The sequence below is a fragment of the Pararhizobium mangrovi genome (assembly GCF_006516965.1).
Taxonomy (GTDB): Bacteria; Pseudomonadota; Alphaproteobacteria; order Rhizobiales; family Rhizobiaceae; genus Pararhizobium_B; species Pararhizobium_B mangrovi.
Map to the genome: position 1 here is coordinate 138,406 of NZ_VHLH01000005.1, position 18,225 is coordinate 156,630.

Consider the following 18,225-nt stretch of genomic DNA (forward strand, 5'->3'; position numbering starts at 1 on the left):
CTCGCGGCCGTACCGCGCCTCAAGGCGCTGGCCTCCGCGAGGGCCGGTCGGCCTTGCCTCACTTCGCTCGGAACGGCTCCTTCCGAACGTTGTTTTATGCGGCTACGCGCTGCCCGAGGCGGGCGCGGCGGCTGCCGGGGTTACTCGGCGGCCTCGCGCATGCCGCTCATCTCTTCGTTGGCGGCGAGGATCGCCTTGACGATGTTCTGGTAGCCGGTGCAGCGGCAGATATTGCCTTCGAGGTCGTGGCGCACCGTCTTCTCGTCGAGATCGCCGTCGTGTCGGCGGATCATGTCGATCGCCGTCATGATCATGCCCGGGGTGCAATAGCCGCACTGGAGACCGTGATGCTCTCGGAACGCCGCCTGGACGGGATGCAGCTCGTCGCCCTTCGCCACGCCCTCGATCGTCGTGACGGCGGAATCTTCCGCCTGAACGGCGAGCATGGTGCAGCTCTTCACCGCGCGGCCGTCGACATGCACGACGCAGGCACCACACTGCGAGGTGTCGCAGCCGACATGCGTGCCCGTCAGGCCGAGATTTTCCCGCAGGAACTGGACGAGCAGGGTCCGGTCCTCGACCTCCCCGCTTACTTCGCGCCCGTTGACCGTCATCGTTACGTTCGACATTGCGTTCTCTCTCCCTGGGGCGTTTGGTTCGGCATCATTTTCCTTTTTGTCCTCGCATGCAAGCACGCCGTTGAATACCGGCCCACACCTTTCGGTGTTCGTTCCGATGCACGCGAAGACAGGCGGATCAGCCGCGGCTGAAGGCGTATTCGGTATGCTGGACGAGGCGTTCGCCGGGACGCAGCACGACGCTCGGAAATGCCGAATGGTTCGGCGCGTCGGGCCAGCCCTGCGCTTCCAGGCAGAGACCGGCGCACGGGCCGTAGGGCATGCCGTCGAGGCCGGGCGCATTCTCCTTGAGCTTGAAGCCCATGTAGAAGACGAGCCCCGGCTCCGAGGTCGAAACGTCGAGCCGCACGCCCGAGCGCGGGCTGCGCACGCTCGCCACGCGTCGCACCGGACCGCGCTCGCGCGACAGGCAGAAGGCGTGGTCGTAGAGCACTTGCTCACCGTCCTCCTCCAGACGGATCGGGCGCATGCGGCGGAAATCGAACGGCGTGCCGTCGACGGAACGGATCTCGCCGGTCGGGATCTGGTCGGGACGCGTCGGCAGATAGGCTTCCGCCGCCATCTCAAGCTCGTGGTCGACGATGGAGGCCGAATCATCGAGCGTGAAATAGCTGTGATTGGTGAGGTTGACGATCGTCGGGCGATCGGTCTCGGCCGTCAGCGTCACCGCCAGCGCACCGGCCGGCGTCAGCGTATAGGTGCAGCTCAGGCGGCAGTCGCCCGGATAGCCGGCATGCCCGTCGGGGTCGTCGAGTTCGAGGCGGACGCTGTCGCCCGAAAGGTCGGCGATCGTCCATACGCGGCGGCTGGTGCCGCGCGTGCCGCCATGCAGGTGGTTCTCGCCCTCGTTCCGGTCGAGCTGGACGGTTTCGCCATCGAGGGTGAAGCGGCCGCGATCGATGCGACCGGCGAAGCGGCCGGGCGTCGCGCCGAAATGCGGCGAGAAACGCTCGTAGCTCGCGAAGTCGGGGTAGCCGAGCACCAGCGGATGGGCATGGCCCGAAAGGCGCAGATCCTGCACCGCCGCGCCCCAGGTGATGATGTTGGCCGTCAGGCCGCCGGCCGAAAGCTGGACGCGGTGAACCGGCTCGCCCGTGCTCGTCGTACCGAATGGATGTGCTCCGTCGGTTCCTTCACCCATGTGTGTCGCTCCCGTTGGTTGATTGCGGCGACGATCCGCCGTTCGTTCGCCCGTACCGGCAGGTCGAGGCGGCATCCGCGCTCGCCGTGCCGCACGATCGGCTTTGCCGGCTTCAAGCCCGCAGCCGGCGCATGGTTCCACGCGCCGGCATCGAGGAGCGTGGTCGGACTAGCGAGCGCCACCGCCGCGACGGCGCACCACGACGTCGACCGTGATCGACGCGACGAGCACGACGGCGGTCGCCATGAACTGAACGGCGGCGGAAAGGCCGAGAAGTGCCATGCCGTTGACGATGGACGCGATGACGATACCGCCGAGCACGGCGTGCAGCGGATGGCCGCGACCGCCGAAGAGGGACGTTCCGCCGATGACCGCCGTCGCCACCACGTAGAGAACGATGGTGCCGCCGTCGAAGCTCGTCGACATCGATTGCAGGCGCGAGGCGTAGATGATGCCGCCGACGCCGGCCGTCATGGCCGCGAGCACGAAGGCGGCCGTTCGGATGTTGGCGAGCGAGATGCCGGCGCGCCGCGCCGCCTCCGCATTGCCGCCGATGGCGTAGATGTAGCGCCCGAAGCGAGTGCGACCGAGCACGGTCGACCACAGCACGAGCACGGCGAAGACGATCGGGATCACCCATGGCATGCCGGAGAAGGGAAAGGCCGGATTGCCACGCTGGATGTTGCAGATGACGACCAGCACGATGCCGGCGAGTGCGGCCGCGGCGATCTTGACGACGACGAGCCCGTCCGGCGGCGTGACGAGGCCGCTCTTCTTGCGCTGGTTGTGGCGCAGCGTCGTCGTCGCGGCGTAGACGACGAGCACGACGATCATCAGCGTCCAGCCGACGAGCGGCGACAGCGTGCCGTTGGCGAGGTTGTTGATCGTCTGGTTCGGGATCGGGATCGTGCCGCCGGTGCCGAGCAGGACGATCATGACGCCCTGGAAGCCGAGAAGGCCGGCAAGCGTCACGACGAATGACGGCAGCTTGAGGCGCGTGATGAGCGAGCCCTGGACGAGGCCGATGAAGGCCGTCACCACGAGGGCGGCAAGGATCGCGGCCCACCAGGGCCATGCCATGCCGGGCTGGACGAGCTCGGTCACGACGACGCCGCCGATGCCGGCGACGAAGCCGAGCGACAGGTCGATCTCGCCCAGAAGCAGCACGAAGACCTGCCCCATGCCGATCAGCATGAACACCGAACCCTGAACGAGCAGGTTGACGATGTTGCCGGCCGAAAGGAAGTTCGCGTTCTGCGACTGGAAGATGGCGCCGATCAGCACGAGGCCGAGAACGACCGGCAGCACGCCGCTCTGGCCGGCCTTGATCCGCGACCACGCGCTCTTGAGATATTCGCCGAAGCTCTGCGTGCCGGAATGGGTGGAGATATAGGTCTCCACGGCTTCCGATTTCGGCGTGTTGTCTTCGTGCGCGTTGACGTCGTCGGCCGCCTTTTCGAGCTCTTCGGCGCCGGTCGCCTCGTGCTTCTTCTCCGGCACGGTGCGCTCGGTTCGCCCGCTTGTCATCAGGTCGACGATCATCGACTGGTCGAACTTCGAGGCCGGGCCCTCGGCGACCATCTGGCCGAGCCTGAGGACCGCGATGCGGTCGGACACGGCGAAGACGTCGTTCATGTTGTGCGAGATCATGACGACGGCGAGGCCCTGGTCGGCGAGGCGGCGCACCAGCGCCAGCACCTGGCGGGTCTGCGCCACGCCGAGGGCGGCGGTCGGCTCGTCGAGGATGACGAGCTTGGAATTCCACATCACCGCCTTGGCGACGGCGATCGACTGGCGCTGACCGCCCGAAAGCGAATCGACGTCCTGGCGCACGGAACGCACGGTGCGCACGTGCAGATCGGCGAGCGTGCTGGTCGCCGCGCGCTCCATCTCGTCCTCGTCGAGGAAACGCTTCGAGACCCGTTCGCGGCCGAGGAACATGTTCTCGACGACGTCGAGATTGTCGCACAGCGCGAGGTCCTGGTAGACGATCTCGATGCCGAGGGCGGCGGAATCCTTCGGGCTGCGGATATGGACCTTCTCGCCTTCCCAGAAGATGTCGCCCGAACTCGCCTCGAAGATGCCGGCGATGGTCTTCGTCAGGACCGACTTGCCCGCCCCGTTGTCGCCGACGAGTGCGGTGACCTTGCCGATGGGAACGTCGAAATCGACGCCGGCAAGCGCCTGCACCGCTCCGAAGTGCTTCTCGACGTTTCTGAGCCGCAGGAGCGGCATGCCGGTTTCGTCTTCACTCATGATACACGCAAATCCCAAGGCCTGCGGGCGACGCAGCACTCGGGAGGCCGCCGTTCCGCAACACATGAAAACATGGATTCGAGACCGCCGGGCCGGGCTCGGCCACGGCGGTCCCCAAACGTCTCGTCACACGGTGCGGCACGTTACGCGCCGCACCGGAAGGATCGAAAGGCCGGATGCGACCTTACTTGGAGGAGGTCGAGATGCCGGCCTTCTTGCAGGCGTCGGCGTAATTGCCGGCACACAGCTTGGACGGATCGACGAAGTTGTCCTTGACGACGGTGTCGTTCATGTTGTCCGGCGTTACCCAGATCGAGCTGACGAGCACGGACGGAACGGCGTTGCCGCCCTTCGAGTCCTCGGTCGAGCCGCTGACGAGGCCCTGCGGGGGCTTCTGATCGGCCCGGAGGTAGAGCGCCAGCGCGGCAGCCGCCTGCGCTTCCTTGTAGATCGGCTTGTAGACCGTGCCGCACTGGTAGCCGGCGAGCACGTTCTGCAGACCCGTCAACGTGGCGTCCTGGCCGGTCGTCGGGAACTTGTTCGCCGGCACGTTGATCGACTTGAGGTAGGAGATCACCGCGTTGGCGTTGTCGTCGTTCGGCGTCACCACGGAATTGATGTTGTTGTGCGCCGTCATCTGCTGCTCGAAGGTCGTCCGCGCCTTGGACGGATCCCAGGTGCCGGCCGGCTCGCCGACCTTGGTCCAGTCGCCGCCGTCGAACTTGGACTTCAGGACGCCGTTGTAGCCCTTGGCGAAGAGCGTGGCGTTGTTGTCCGTCGCCGCACCGTCCATGATGAGCACGTTCGGGCTCTTCACGCCCCAGTCCTGCACGCACTTGACGAAGCCCTGGCCGATCTTCTTGCCGACGTCCTCGTTGTCGAAGGAGACGTAGTAGTCACGATTGCCGCCGACCGTCAGGCGGTCGTAGTCGATGACCGGAACGCCGTGTTCCTTAGCGTAATTCTCGACGGACGCGCCGACGCCCGAGGAGATCGGGTCGACGAGCAGCACCTTCGCCCCTTGGGAGATCGCCGACTGCGCCTGGGTGAGCTGGGTCGATTCCGACCCTTGCGCATTGGTGATCGTGTAGTCGTCCTTGGAAAGGCCGGCCTTGTCGAACGCCTTCTGGAGGTAGGGCGCGTCGAACGAGGTGTAGCGTGCCGAGGTCGTGGTCTCCGGCAGAAGGATGCCGATCTTGCCCTTGCCGTTCTTGGCGACGTCCTGAAGCTTTTCCATCGCGGAGAAGCTGGAGTCGAACGAATCGGACGAGACCGCGCCGGAGCCCGATGAACTGTCGCTCTGCATGGAGCTGGAATTCGACGAGTCGCCGTTGTCGCTCTGCGCCACGGCGACGGCGGCAGAGGCGCCGACCATCATGCCGGCGAAGGCAAGCATGCTGACACCCTTCTTGAGGTGCGAAACTGTAAGCACGTTCATGAGTTCCTCCTTGTGATAAACTCCCGAATCCCGCCGCTCGCACGACGGGAAACCCGCTTCCACCATCGCTGGCAACCAAAACGGGCGGAATGACGCCGAGTCGTATACCGGCAGCACCCTGCGATGTCGATTATAAATCGGTTGAATTGGTCACGCCGGTTAACGGCCTGCGGCGAAAAGGCGCGAAAGTCCGGCACCGGTTCCAACGAGGCGGGCACGACCGAAACCCACCGAAACGGGGCAGGACGGGGCCGTGCAGGGGCGCGCGGCAGAGCGCCGGTGCTAACGCGGCCGCTGATATTTGACGAAAGGCGTGGCCTCGCCGATGCGATCGTAGAGCTTGCGCGCGCGATGGTTGAAGTCCTGCGTCAGCCAGTAGACCGAAGGCGCGCCCTCGGCGTCCGCGCGAGCGTAGACCGCCTCGATCAGCGCCCTGCCGACGCCGGTTCCGCGCGCCTGTGGATCGCAGTAGAGATCCTGCAGGTAGCACACGTTCTCGCATCGCCAGCAATGGCGATGGAAAAGGTAGTGCACGAGACCAACTGCCTCGCCGTTTCGTTCGGCGATCAGGCCGCACGGCTCGAATGGCCCGTCGTCCCCGGTAATCCGGCGAAAGGTTTCGGCATAGATGTCCTCGGCCACTTCGCTCTCGTAGAAGGCGAGGTAGCCGGTCCAAAGCCGCCGCCACTCCGCCTCGTCGGCAGCGTCGAGAGGGCGTATGCGAAGGTCGTCGGTCATCGGTCTCCGTCATGATTTCGAGCGCACCGGACGGTCCGGGCGCCACCGGGAGAAAGCCTAGTTGCCGTCCATCTTCCGCACAAGCACCGCTTCCGCACGAGCCGAGCGGCGTGCGGACGATGGACGACGTTTTCGAAAACCCATTTCGCCTTTCCGGCAAGCGGAGTAGGCTCACGCCCATGACCGAGGCCGCTCCCCCGTTTCCCGATCCCGCATCCCACGCGATCTTCCTCGATTTCGACGGTACGCTCGTCGATTTTGCCGAGGATCCCGAGGCCGTGACGCTCGATACGCCTGTCCGCGAAACGCTCGACCGGCTGCACACCCGCTTTTCCGGCGCGCTGGCGCTCGTGAGCGGACGCGCCGTCGCCTCGCTCGATCGGCTGACGGCACCGCTTCGCCTGCCGGCGGCCGGCGTCCACGGGCTGGAGATGCGCGTCCGCGATACCGTGACCACCAACGAGGAGGAGGCGGCACGGCTGAAGCCGGCACGCGCGCTTCTCGAGCGTGAGATGGGCGACGGCGAGCGCATCCGCGTCGAGGACAAGGGAGGCGCGATCGTGCTGCACTATCGCGGCGCGCCCGAGGCGGCCGACCGCGCGCGTACGCTTGCCGAGGCCGCGGCCGGTGAGGACGTGGGGCTCGTCGCCACGTCCGGCCACGCGATCGCCGAGATCCGCCCGAAGGCGATCACCAAGGCCGGCGCGATCGCCATGTTACTCGACCATGCGCCGTTCGCCGGCCGGCTTCCCGTCTTTCTCGGCGACGACGTGACCGACGAGGACGGCTTCAGGGCCGCGCAGGACGCGGGCGGCTACGGCATCAAGGTCGGCGAGGGCGAAACCGCGGCGCGGTACCGCCTTGCCTCGATCGCCGCAGTCCACGAATGGTTGGCATCCGGATGCGCCGAGACCGGCGCATAAGAACGTCCGCACGGGCGGAACCTCGCTTTCGCCCGGCGCGTTGATCGCGGCAGCAAGGGACGGGAAACGCGCATATGGACACGAACAAGGAAAAAGGCCGCCTCGTCGTACTTTCCAACCGGGTCGGCCCGCTTTCCGACTCCGGCAAGGCGGGCGGGCTCGCCGTCGGTCTCGGCGATGCGCTGCGCCGGCGCGGCGGCATCTGGTTCGGATGGTCCGGCAAGACCAGCGAACAGGGCACGTTTTCCGCCTTCGACCGCGAGACCGAAGGCGACGTCGAACTCGTGCGCGTCGACATGACGGAGCAGGAGAATACGGATTTCTACGGCGGCTACGCGAACACCACGCTGTGGCCGCTCATGCACTACCGGCTCGATCTCGCCGGTTTCGAGCGCCGGTTCGAGGCCGCCTACCGCCATATCAACCAGCGCATGGCTGCGCGTCTTTCCACGCTGCTCGAGGAAGACGACGTCGTGTGGGTGCACGACTATCATTACCTGCTCGTCGGCCACGAACTGCGCGAGACCGGCTTCAAGGGGCCGATCGGCTTTTTCCTACACATCCCCTTCCCGCCCCCGGAGATCTTCGCCGCCCTGCCGAACGCCAACTCGATCGTGCGCGGTATGGTCGACTACGACGTGATCGGCTTCCAGACGGAGCGCGATTGCCGCAATTTCTGCCGCTACATCACCGACGAACTCGGCGGCGAACAGGTGGACGAGGCACGCGTTCGCCTCGGCGACCGGACGATCATCGCCAAGGCCTACCCGATCGGCATCGACGCGGAAGGCTTCGAGAAGCTCGCCCGCAGCGCCGATGCGCTGGCGCTTCGCAAGAAGCTCTACACGATGCTCGAAGGGCGCCATCAGGTCGTCGGCGTCGACCGTCTCGACTATTCCAAGGGCATCCCTGAGCGCCTGCGCGCCTTCGACGAGCTGTTGCAGACCTACCCGGAAAACCGCGGCAAGGTCACGTTGCTGCAGATCGCGCCGCTCTCGCGTGCCGAGCTGGAAAGCTATCGGGATCTCAGACGCGAGCTCGAGGAGCTTGCCGGCCACATCAACGGCGCCTTCGGCACGCTCGAATGGACGCCGATCCGCATCATGACGCGCGGTTTCACGCGCCGGGCGCTGGCAGGCATCTGCCGGGCCTCGCGTGTCGGTCTCGTCACCCCGCTCCGCGACGGCATGAACCTCGTCGCCAAGGAGTACGTCGCCGCGCAGGACCCGGAAAATCCCGGTGTCCTCGTTCTCTCGCGCTTTGCCGGCGCGGCCCGCGAGCTGCAGGCCGGCGCGCTGATGGTCAACCCGCACGATCCGGGCGACGTCGCCGGGGCGCTGCAGACGGCCGTGACCATGCCGCTTGCCGAACGCCAGCGCCGCTTCGAGACGATGCGCGAGCCGGTCTTCCGGACGACGGCGCAGAGCTGGTGCGCCGATTTCCTCGCGGAACTCTACGCGTTTCGCGCGGGCGACCGCTCGGGCGCGGCATAGGCGACGGCACGCGTCGAACGGCTGGATCATATCCCGCCGGCATCCTCAAGCACGGAGAGCGGCTTCGGCCTGCGAACCGGATCCCGAAGCCCGGATGTCATCGGGATCCGGCATTCGAGTTCTCGCGTCGGCCGGTGTCGCATGGCAGCTTTTCGCGTAGCGCGGTTGCCGCAGCGCAGCATCGGTCTATTCTTCCCGTTCGACCGACCGATCCCTTCCGAGCGCAGCCATCATGTCCGAAGCCGCACAATGCGTGGACGACCGTGCATCGCATGACGAACGCACGCTGAGTTCCGCCGAGACGCTGCTGATCGCGATTGCCTGCGGCGCGCTGGCGGCGAACCTCTATTACGCACAGCCGCTCGTCGATCTGATCGCCCCGTCCGTCGGTCTCGGCAACGCGGCGGAAGGCATGATCGTAACCGCGACGCAGATCGGCTACGCGGCCGGGCTGATCCTGCTTCTGCCGCTCGGCGACCTTCTCGACAGCCGCAAGCTCGTGCTGGCGACCATGCTCGTCAACATCGTCGCCATTCTCGGCATGGTCGCGACGACGAGCGAGGCGAGCTTCTTCGCCGCGATGCTCTTCGTCGGCGCCAGTTCCACGGCGGCGCAGCTTCTCGTGCCCCTTTCAGCGACGCTGACACCGCAGCACCGACGCGGTGCCGTCGTCGGCCGGGTCATGAGCGGGCTCCTGATGGGCATCCTGCTCGCGCGCCCGGCGGCAAGCTTCCTCGCCGACCATATCGGCTGGCGGGGGGTGTTCGTCGCCTCGGCCGGCCTGCTCCTCGTCATCGGCATCTTCCTCATGCGCATGCTGCCGAGCCACCAGTCGCAGACGCGCCAGTCCTATGGAAAGCTGCTGCGCTCGCTCGCGACCCTGCTCGCCACCGAGCCGGTGCTGCGCCGGCGCGCCTTCTACCATGCGATGATGTTCGCCGCGTTCTCGATGTTCTGGACGGGCGCGCCGCTACTCCTGCTTTCCGACGCCTACGGCTTTTCCAACAGCCAAGTGGCGCTCTTCGCGCTCGTCGGCGTCCTCGGGGTGTTCGCCGCACCCGTTTCCGGTGCGCTCGCCGATCGCGGCCATGGCTATGCCGGCACGATCGCCGCGCTATCGATCGCCATCGCGGCCTTTGCGCTGGCGATCTTCGGCAACCATTCCCTGCTCGCCCTTCTTGCCGCCGGCGTGCTGCTCGATCTCGGTGTCCAGGGCAACATGGTCATCAGCCAGCGCGAGATCTTCGCGCTCGATCCAGAGATCCGCAACCGGCTGAACGCAGTCTACATGGCGACGTTCTTCTGCGGCGGCGCGGTCGGTTCCGCACTGGTCAGCCCGCTGATGCACTATTTCGGATGGAACCTCTTCGCGATCGTCGGCACGGCGTTTCCCGTCGTCGCGCTCGTCGCCTTCTTCCTCTTCGAGCCGAGCCCGAGCGAGACGCCGCGGGCAGAAACCGCAAGCGACGTCGCTTAGAGACTTTCAGGCGGTGCTCACGCTCCCTCGATCTCCTCGCGCAGCATTTCCAGTTCCAGCCATTCCTCTTCCATGCGCTCGATCGCCTCGCGCTTTTCGGTCAGCCGTTCGGCGTGGTCGTTGAAGGCCGCCGGATCGCTGGCATAAAGGGCCGGATCGGCCATCTCCGCCTCGATCTCGCCGATCGCCGCTCGCTCGGCCTCGATGCGCTCCGGCAGGGTCTGCAGCGCATATTTCTGCTTGTAGGAAAGCTTGCCGGCCGTTGCGCCCTTCGGTCTTTCCGCCTTGGCGTTCGAAGAAGCACTTTTGGCGGCCTGCCGGCGCGCCTGTTCCGCGCCCTTGCGCTGGGCGAGCATGTCGGAATAGCCACCGGCATATTCGGTCCATCGCCCGTCCGGGTTCGCCGCGTCGGCCGGCGCCAGCGTCGTCGTCACGGTCCGGTCGAGAAAGTCGCGATCGTGGCTGACGAGGATGACCGTTCCGTCGAACCCGGCGACGAGTTCCTGCAACAGGTCGAGAGTCTCCATGTCGAGATCGTTCGTCGGCTCGTCGAGCACGAGAAGGTTCGCAGGCCGGGAAAGCATGCGCGCCAGGATCAGCCGCGCGCGCTCGCCGCCCGAAAGCTCGCGGATCGGCGTGCGCATCTGCTCAGGCTGGAAGAGGAAATCCTTCATGTAGCCGGTCACGTGGCGCTGCTCGCCATTGACGACGAGGCTGTCGCCGCGCCCGTCCGTCAGATAATCGGCGAGCGACTGTTCGAGCTTGAGATCGGCCCGCTTCTGGTCGAGCGTGGCGATCTCGAGATTGGTTCCGAGCCGGATCGAGCCGGCATCCGGTTCGAGCGTGCCGATGAGCATGGAAAGCAGGGTCGTCTTTCCCGCCCCGTTCGGTCCGACGAGGCCGAGCCGGTCGCCGCGCGAAAGCCGGATCGAGAAATCTTTCACGATGGGCCGTTCGCCGTAGACCTTGGCGATGTCGAGCGCTTCCACGACGAGCTTGCCGGATTTCTCCGCATCCGACGCGCTCGCATTGATCGTCCCTGTCGGACCGCTATGCTCGCGGCGCTGCTGGCGCATCTGCTGCAATTCGGCGACACGGCGCTGGTTGCGCTTGCGGCGCGCCGTCACGCCGTAGCGCATCCAGTGTTCCTCGCGCTCGATCGCGCGATCGAGCTTCGTCTGCTCGACCTCTTCTTCTTCGAGCACCTTGTCGCGCCACGCCTCGAAACCGGAAAACCCCTCCTCGAGCCGGCGCGCCACGCCGCGATCGAGCCAGAGCGTCGCCTTCGATACCCGCTCGAGGAAGCGACGATCGTGGGAGATCACCATCACGGCGGAGCGGCTGCGCGCAATCTCGCCTTCCAGCCATTCGATCGTCGGCAGATCGAGATGGTTCGTCGGCTCGTCGAGAAGCAGGACGTCCGGCTCCGGCGCGAGCACGCGGGCAAGGGCCGCACGTCGCGCCTCGCCGCCGGAAAGCCGTTCGGGATCGGCATCGCCGGAAATGCCGAGCTGTTCCAGAAGATAGGTGACGCGGAAGGGATCGTCGCCCGGGCCGAGACCGGCTTCGGCATACTCCCGCACGCTTCCGCAGCCGGCGAAATCCGGCACCTGTTCGAGGTAGCGCACCGTCGCGGAAGGATGCCGGAAGATCTCGCCGGATTGCGCTTCCGCGATCCCGGCAGCGATCTTCATCAGCGTCGACTTGCCGGAACCGTTGCGTCCGACGAGGCAGATCCGTTCGCCCGGTTCGACCTGGAAGGAAACGCCGGCGAGGAGCGGCGTGCCCCCGAAGGTCAGCCGTATGTCGTCGAGCTTGAGGATCGGCGGAAGAGCCATGGCGCGCGGATCAGCCTTTGTCGTTCGGATCGGGGCGGGTGACGAGAAGCGCGGTGCCGGATCGAAGCGTGATCGCGACCGGCCCCAGCGCCTTGTTGGAGATCGTGCGCGAGGAGCCGAACGGCAAGGTGTAGTCGTCGAGCGGAAAGCGGGCGCCGTCGATCGTCAGGCCGTTCAGTTCGCTGAAGCCGACGATCGAGAAGACCGTTCCCGCGGTAAGCGGCACCTCGATGCGGCCGGGCGAAAGCGCGACGGCATCCTCCCTTCCCGAGGTGAGTTCGACGTTCCATCCTTCGGCGCGGAGGCGGCAGGCAAGCACGCAATGGAGGAGCGCATGGTCGGACCGGTCTCCGCCGAGCCCGCCGGCGAGAACGAGGTCGCCCGCCCCCCGCTCGATCGCGGCGCGCACGGCAAGCTCGCCATCGGTCTCGTTCTTCGCCGTCGCGAAGGACTGCCGCTCGACATCCGGCCACGCGGCCGACAGGTCGGGAGACGCCGAGTCGAAGTCGCCGATCCACAGTTCCGGCGTGACGCCGAGCACTTCCGCATGGCGCATGCCGGAATCGGCGGCGACGCTACGCCATCCCGCGACCCGTGCGCGAAAGGCCGGCGTTACCGTCAACGGACCGCCGAGAAGGACGAGGAAGGGCAAGCGTGCGTTCATCCTCGCGCCATAACAGGTTTCGCGACGCTTGCCATCGCCCTAGCCATCGCCCCGGGCAATCGCCGCGAGCGATCCGCTCTTGCCGCACCGCGTGGCGATCGCTATGTCTCGCATGCAAGCTCTAACGGGGTGCCGTCATGCCGCAAGGCAGGATGGCTGAGAGGCGCAAGCGCCAACCCGAGGAACCTGAACCGGTTCGTACCGGCGGAGGGATTAGACACGTGCGCCAGCGCACCTCCTTTCCAGCCATACGGCGAGCGGTTCGACCACCGAAGGCCCCGAACGGGCCGGAAACAGGGAGGTCGCACACCATGCGCCCGATCACACTCTTCACCGCGGCGGTCCTTTCGATCGCCATGTTCGCCGGCACAGCACGCGCGGCCGACAAGCCGGTGCTCACCGTCTACACCTATGACAGCTTCACCGCCGACTGGGGGCCCGGTCCGAAGGTGAAGGCCGCCTTCGAGAAGACCTGCGGCTGCACGCTCGAATGGGTCGGCGCCGAGGATGGCGTCGCGCTCTTGAACCGGCTGCGGCTCGAAGGCCAAAGCAGCAAGGCCGACGTCGTGCTCGGCCTCGACACGAACCTCGTCGCCGCGGCGAAGAAGACGGGCCTCTTCGCGCCTGTGGATATCGACCGCAAGGCGATCGACGTTCCCGGCGGCTTTTCCGACCCGGATTTCGTGCCGTTCGACTACGGCTATTTCGCCGTCGTCTACGATTCGAAGACGATCAAGAACCCGCCGAAGAGCATGAAGGAACTCGTCGACGGCGATCCCGACACCAAGATCGCCATCGAGGATCCGCGCACCTCGACGCCCGGCCTCAGCCTGCTCCTGTGGATGAAGAAGATCTACGGCGACGATGCCGGCAAGGCCTGGTCGAAACTGTCCAGACGCGTCCTCACCGTCTCCCCGAGCTGGTCGGACGCCTACGGGCTGTTCACCAAGGGCGAGGTGCCGATGGTCCTATCTTACACCACTTCGCCCATGTACCACATGATGGAGGACCACACCGACCGGTACCGCGCCGCGCATTTCAGCGAAGGGCACTACATGCAGATCGAGGTCGCCGGCATGCTGAAGAACGCCGCGCAGCCGAAGCTCGCCGAAGCGTTCCTGCAGTTCATGGTCTCTCCCGCCTTTCAGGACGTGATCCCGACCACCAACTGGATGCTGCCGGCCGCGCACATGGACAAGCCGATCCCCACTGCCTTCGAAAAGCGGGTCAAGGTCGAAAAGCCGTTGCTCTACGATCCGCAAACCGTCGCCGAACACCGCAAGGCCTGGATCGACGAGTGGCTGGCGGCGATGAGCAAGTAGCCCGTCGCGCACCATGCTGACGAACGGTGAACGCCGGCGATGGATCGTCGGCGGCGGGCTGGCGCTGGCGCTGATGGCGGCACTGGTGCTTGCCGCCGTTGTGCCGCTGCTCGTCGCGACGGCCGGCGGCGCGGAGGCGCGTTCGGCGACTTTCGACACGTATATCTGGCGGGTGACGCGGTTCACGCTTCTGCAAGCCGGGCTTTCGACGCTGCTCTCGGTAGCGCTCGCGATACCGGTGACGAGCGCGCTCGCCCGCCGGCGACGCTTCTTCGGCCGCGAGTGGCTCGTGCGGCTTCTCGCCGTGCCGCTCGGCCTGCCGCAGATCGTCGCCACGCTCGGGCTTCTCGCCGTCTGGGGGCGGCAGGGCCTCGTCAACGAGGCGCTGCTTGCCGCGGGCGCCGGCTATCCGGTTTCGATCTACGGGCTGCCGGGCATCCTGCTCGCCCACGTCTTCTTCAACATGCCCCTCGCCGCACGCCTCATGCTCTTCGAGGTCGAGCGCACGCCCGGCGAATACTGGGCACTCGCCGGTCAGCTTTCCATGCGCCGCAGCGCCGTCTTTCGACTGATCGAGTGGCCGGCGATCGCGCGCGTTCTGCCGGGCGCGGCCGGCCTCGTCTTCATGCTGTGCGCGACGTCCTTCACCATCGTGCTGCTGATCGGCGGCGGACCCGGAGCGACGACCATCGAGGTGGCGATCTATCAGGCGCTGCGCTTCGATTTCGACCCCCCGCGCGCGGTGGTGCTCGGCCTCTTCCAGATCGTGCTCACCGGCCTCGTGCTCGTCGCCCTGAAATGCCTCGGCGGACGGGCCGAACATGGCGGCACGAGCGGGCGTGCCGTGCGCCGGCAGGAGCCGGACACGGCACTCGCGCGCACTGCCGACGGCACGGCGATCGCCCTCGGCGCCGCCTTCCTCCTCGCGCCGATGGCGGCCATCGCCGTCGACGGCCTGCGCGCGGACCTCTTGCGGCTTCTTGGCGAAGGCGCGGTCTGGCGCGCGATCGGCACCAGCCTCGCCATCGCCTTCGTCGCCGGATGCCTGGGTGTCCTGCTCGCCCTCGTCCTGGCGGCGGCCCGCCATGCAGCCCTTCCGCTGGCGATGCGCCATGCGAGCGCTCGTGCCTTTTGCGCAAGCACAGGTGCGGCCTCCTCGCTCATCCTGCTCGTGCCGCCGATCGTGCTGGGTGCCGGATGGTTCGTGGCCCTTCACGGGGTCACGGACGTCTTCGCACTGGCACCGGTGGTCGTGGTTATCATCAACGCGATGATGGCGCTGCCCTTCGTGGTGCGCGTCGTCGAGCCGGCGCTTGCCAGCCACCGCGCGCGCACCGGCCGGCTGGCGCTTTCGCTGGGCATTTCCGGCTGGCGGCGCATGCGGCTCGTCGACTGGCCGGGGCTGCGCCGGCCGCTCTTCGTCGCGCTCGCCTTCGCCATGGCGCTTTCGCTCGGCGATCTTGGTGCCATCGCGCTCTTCGGCGGCCAGGGAACGACCACCCTTCCCTACCTGCTCCTTCAGCGCATGGGCAGCTATCGCACGGCGGACGCGTCCGGTCTCGCCCTTCTGCTCGCCATCGTCTGCCTGGCGCTGATGACGGCCGGCTCGCTTGGAACACGCGAAGAGGAGCGACCGTGGTGAACCAGATGCAATCCGGCGGTGCGACGATCGTGCTCGACGGCGTCGAACTCGGTCTCGGCGACTTCGCGGTTTCCTTCGACCTCGATCTGCCGGCCGGCGGCCTGACGGCGATCACGGGGCCATCGGGTGCCGGCAAGTCGACGCTTCTGTCCCTCGTCGCCGGCTTCGAACGTCCCGCACGCGGCCGCGTGGCCCTCGGCGGCCACGACGTGACGCGGCTCGGGCCCGGCGAGCGTCCCGTCTCGATGGTCTTTCAGGAAAACAATCTTTTTGCCCATCTCGACGTCGGCACAAACATCGCGCTCGGCATCGACCCGAGCCTGAAGCTCGGCAAGGCCGACCGCGAGCGCATCGACGACGCACTCGCGCGGGTCGGGCTCGACGGATACGCCCGGCGCAAACCGGGCGAACTCTCCGGTGGAGAACGCCAGCGCGTGGCGATCGCCCGCTGCCTCGTGCGCCGCCGTCCGATCCTGCTTCTCGACGAGCCCTTCGCGGCGCTCGGGCCGGGATTGAAGGCGGAGATGCTGCGTCTCGTCGCGGCGCTCCATCGCGAGACGGGAATGAGCGTGGTGATGGTCACCCACGAACCCGCGGACGCGCAGGCGATCGCTCAGACGGTCGTCTTCGTGAAGGATGGCCGGATCGTTGCCGATGGGAACGCACGCGACTTCTTCGCCCGGACCGACGTTCCGGGTCTCGCCGCCTATCTCGGCAAAAATGACACATGAGGACCAAAACACCGGCAGGACCGGCGACCCGGCACTGACATTGGCCGGCATCTTCGCGTAGAAGGCGAACGAGCGGCAGGAACCGGCGGCGGGACGACGCGCCGGCCCCGAAATCTGGATCCCTATCGGCACGACTTTCGCAGTGAACGTGAGACTGTCTGGAGCAAACAGCACTGCAGCCCTTCGAACGGGCTTCCGCCGGTCGGCATCGTGCCCGACGGGCCTTTTGCGTCATGCTGCCCTCGCCGCGATCATCTGCCTTTCGGCAGGATGCCAGTCCTTCCTCGACCGCAGCGATGCCGCGGACGTTTCGGTGCACCCTTCGAAGACGCCGCAGATCGTTTCCGAGGTTTCCAAGGCGGATCCGAAGGCCAAGCTCGGCGCGCAGGAACACCCGCGCATCCTTTCGGCCTATGGCGGCGCCTATCACGACGACGATCTGGACCGGCTGGTCGCGCGGATCGTCGGCGCATTGACGGCCGTGTCCGATAATCCGGACCAGACCTACCGCATCACCGTGCTCGACTCGCCTTCCGTCAACGCCTTCGCACTGCCCGGCGGATACATCTATGTCAGCCGCGGATTGCTGGCACTCGCCGACGACGCTTCGGAGGTGGCAGCCGTGATCTCCCACGAGATGGGCCACGTAACGGCCAATCACGGGATCGAACGCCAGCATTTCGAGGAAACCCAGCACCTCAACCAGCGCGTGGTCGACGAGGTGCTCTCGAACCGGCTCGAGAGCAACGCCATGCGCGCGCAGAACAAGCTTAAGCTCGCTGCCTTCTCCCGCCAGCAGGAACTGCAGGCCGACCGCATCGGCGCCCACATGCTCGGCCGCGCCGGCTACGACCCCTACGCGGCGGCCCGCTTCCTGAAGACGATGGCGGAATACGCCGACTTCGTCGCATCGGATCCGAACCGCGACTCGAGCCTCGATTTCCTCTCCTCGCACCCCAACACGCCGGAGCGCATCAAGCGCGTGCGCGCATACGCCGAGGAGTTCGGCAAGCCTGGAACCGTCGGCAGCCGCGGACAGGATTATTTCCTCGACGGGATCGAGGGGCTGCGCTTCGGAGACAAGCCCAAGGACGGCTATGTTCGCGGACAGGTCTTCCTGCACCCCGATCTCGGCATTCGCTTCGCCGTTCCGAAAGGCTTCACGCTTCGCAATACCGACAACGCGGTGCTGGCCTCCGGCCCTGACGACCTCGCCGTGCGTTTCGACGCCGTGGACGCCGACGGCAAGGGGTCGCTGGAAGACTACGTCGACAGCGGCTGGATCAACGGGCTCGATCCAAGCTCGATCAAACACACGACGATCGCTGGTATGCCCGCCGTAACGGGCCGCGCGATGGCCGATCAGTGGCAGTTCGACGTGACGGTGATCCGCTTCAACGGGCGCATCTATCGCTTCCTCACCGCCGCTCCGCGCGACAGCGACCGGCTCGAGGACGTCGCAAATGCCGTGCGTTCGAGTTTCCGACGCATGACGCAGAGCGAGATCGCGTCCGTCGGACCGCTTCGCGTGCGCGTCACCCGCGTCGCGCCGGGCGATACCGTTGCGACCTTCGCCGCACGCATGCAGGGAACGGTGGACAAGGAAAGGCTGTTCCGAATCCTCAACGGCCTCGGCCCGACCGAAACCCTGAAGCCCGGCGAGCGGGTCAAATACATCGCACAGTGACCGCAGTGTAAGCGCCTACACCCCTTGTGGGCGGCGTTCGCAGAGCAGCGGACGCCTGTTGTCGCGTCCAGTTTGGCGGAACGTCGGGAGCCGGGCCCGTTGACGCGCTAGCCGAGCGGCAGCGATGGACGCACTTCGACGTCAGATCGTTCACGACATCATTCCAACGCGACGCCGTTCCCCTCACGATCGAGGGAATACCGCCGAACCGGGAAATGTGCGTGTGCACCAAGCGTT

General features: G+C 66.6%; 14 protein-coding genes and 1 riboswitch. Of the genes, 7 read left to right on the forward strand and 7 right to left on the reverse strand.

Features of this window, described 5'->3' with window-relative positions:
- Positions 1 to 140 precede the first annotated feature (140 nt).
- From FJU11_RS04650 to FJU11_RS04670, 5 genes are all read right to left on the reverse strand, one after another.
- Positions 141 to 629, reverse strand: a complete 489-nt coding sequence (locus FJU11_RS04650) for a (2Fe-2S)-binding protein (protein ID WP_141165858.1) — start codon at positions 627 to 629, stop codon at positions 141 to 143.
- 127 nt (positions 630 to 756) lie between these two features.
- The gene (locus tag FJU11_RS04655) at positions 757 to 1,779 is read right to left on the reverse strand and encodes an aldose epimerase family protein (protein ID WP_141165859.1); all 1,023 of its coding nucleotides are present in this window, start codon (positions 1,777 to 1,779) and stop codon (positions 757 to 759) included.
- Between the two features lie 168 nt (positions 1,780 to 1,947).
- Complete coding sequence (locus FJU11_RS04660) at positions 1,948 to 4,035, reverse strand: ATP-binding cassette domain-containing protein (protein WP_141165860.1); 2,088 nt, start codon at positions 4,033 to 4,035, stop codon at positions 1,948 to 1,950.
- A 184-nt stretch (positions 4,036 to 4,219) separates the two neighbouring features.
- Positions 4,220 to 5,473, reverse strand: a complete 1,254-nt coding sequence (locus tag FJU11_RS04665) for a sugar ABC transporter substrate-binding protein (RefSeq protein ID WP_181408044.1) — start codon at positions 5,471 to 5,473, stop codon at positions 4,220 to 4,222.
- 282 nt (positions 5,474 to 5,755) lie between these two features.
- Positions 5,756 to 6,211, reverse strand: coding sequence for a GNAT family N-acetyltransferase (locus FJU11_RS04670; protein ID WP_141165862.1), 456 nt, complete (start codon positions 6,209 to 6,211; stop codon positions 5,756 to 5,758).
- Between the two features lie 179 nt (positions 6,212 to 6,390).
- Here FJU11_RS04670 and otsB point away from each other — a divergent pair, with 179 nt between their 5' ends.
- From otsB to FJU11_RS04685, 3 genes are all read left to right on the forward strand, one after another.
- Positions 6,391 to 7,134: a trehalose-phosphatase gene (otsB, locus tag FJU11_RS04675; protein ID WP_141165892.1), complete on the forward strand. Its 744-nt coding sequence runs from the start codon at positions 6,391 to 6,393 to the stop codon at positions 7,132 to 7,134.
- A 74-nt stretch (positions 7,135 to 7,208) separates the two neighbouring features.
- Entirely contained in the window at positions 7,209 to 8,627 is a 1,419-nt protein-coding gene (locus tag FJU11_RS04680) for an alpha,alpha-trehalose-phosphate synthase (UDP-forming) (protein ID WP_141165863.1), read from the forward strand.
- A 232-nt stretch (positions 8,628 to 8,859) separates the two neighbouring features.
- Positions 8,860 to 10,104, forward strand: coding sequence for an MFS transporter (locus FJU11_RS04685; protein WP_141165864.1), 1,245 nt, complete (start codon positions 8,860 to 8,862; stop codon positions 10,102 to 10,104).
- 17 nt (positions 10,105 to 10,121) lie between these two features.
- Here FJU11_RS04685 and FJU11_RS04690 read toward each other — a convergent pair whose 3' ends face one another.
- Both FJU11_RS04690 and FJU11_RS04695 read right to left on the reverse strand, forming a co-directional pair.
- The gene (locus tag FJU11_RS04690; RefSeq protein WP_141165865.1) at positions 10,122 to 11,942 is read right to left on the reverse strand and encodes an ABC-F family ATP-binding cassette domain-containing protein; all 1,821 of its coding nucleotides are present in this window, start codon (positions 11,940 to 11,942) and stop codon (positions 10,122 to 10,124) included.
- 10 nt (positions 11,943 to 11,952) lie between these two features.
- Positions 11,953 to 12,606 (reverse strand): thiamine diphosphokinase, encoded by a 654-nt coding sequence (locus FJU11_RS04695; RefSeq protein ID WP_141165866.1) that lies wholly within the window; start codon positions 12,604 to 12,606, stop codon positions 11,953 to 11,955.
- Between the two features lie 115 nt (positions 12,607 to 12,721).
- A riboswitch (TPP riboswitch) is annotated at positions 12,722 to 12,836 on the forward strand.
- Positions 12,837 to 12,917: 81 nt separating this feature from the next.
- Between FJU11_RS04695 and thiB the strand changes: the two genes are divergently transcribed.
- The 4 genes from thiB to FJU11_RS04715 all read left to right on the forward strand — a co-directional run bounded on the left by thiB (position 12,918) and on the right by FJU11_RS04715 (position 17,988).
- On the forward strand, positions 12,918 to 13,928 hold the full coding sequence (gene thiB, locus FJU11_RS04700; RefSeq protein WP_141165867.1) for a thiamine ABC transporter substrate binding subunit: 1,011 nt from the start codon (positions 12,918 to 12,920) through the stop codon (positions 13,926 to 13,928).
- A 13-nt stretch (positions 13,929 to 13,941) separates the two neighbouring features.
- On the forward strand, positions 13,942 to 15,570 hold the full coding sequence (gene thiP / locus FJU11_RS04705) for a thiamine/thiamine pyrophosphate ABC transporter permease (protein ID WP_141165868.1): 1,629 nt from the start codon (positions 13,942 to 13,944) through the stop codon (positions 15,568 to 15,570).
- Positions 15,571 to 15,575: 5 nt separating this feature from the next.
- Positions 15,576 to 16,301, forward strand: coding sequence for a thiamine ABC transporter ATP-binding protein (gene thiQ / locus FJU11_RS04710; protein ID WP_141165893.1), 726 nt, complete (start codon positions 15,576 to 15,578; stop codon positions 16,299 to 16,301).
- Positions 16,302 to 16,527: 226 nt separating this feature from the next.
- Entirely contained in the window at positions 16,528 to 17,988 is a 1,461-nt protein-coding gene (locus tag FJU11_RS04715; RefSeq protein WP_141165869.1) for a M48 family metalloprotease, read from the forward strand.
- The last annotated feature ends 237 nt before the right edge of the window (positions 17,989 to 18,225 follow it).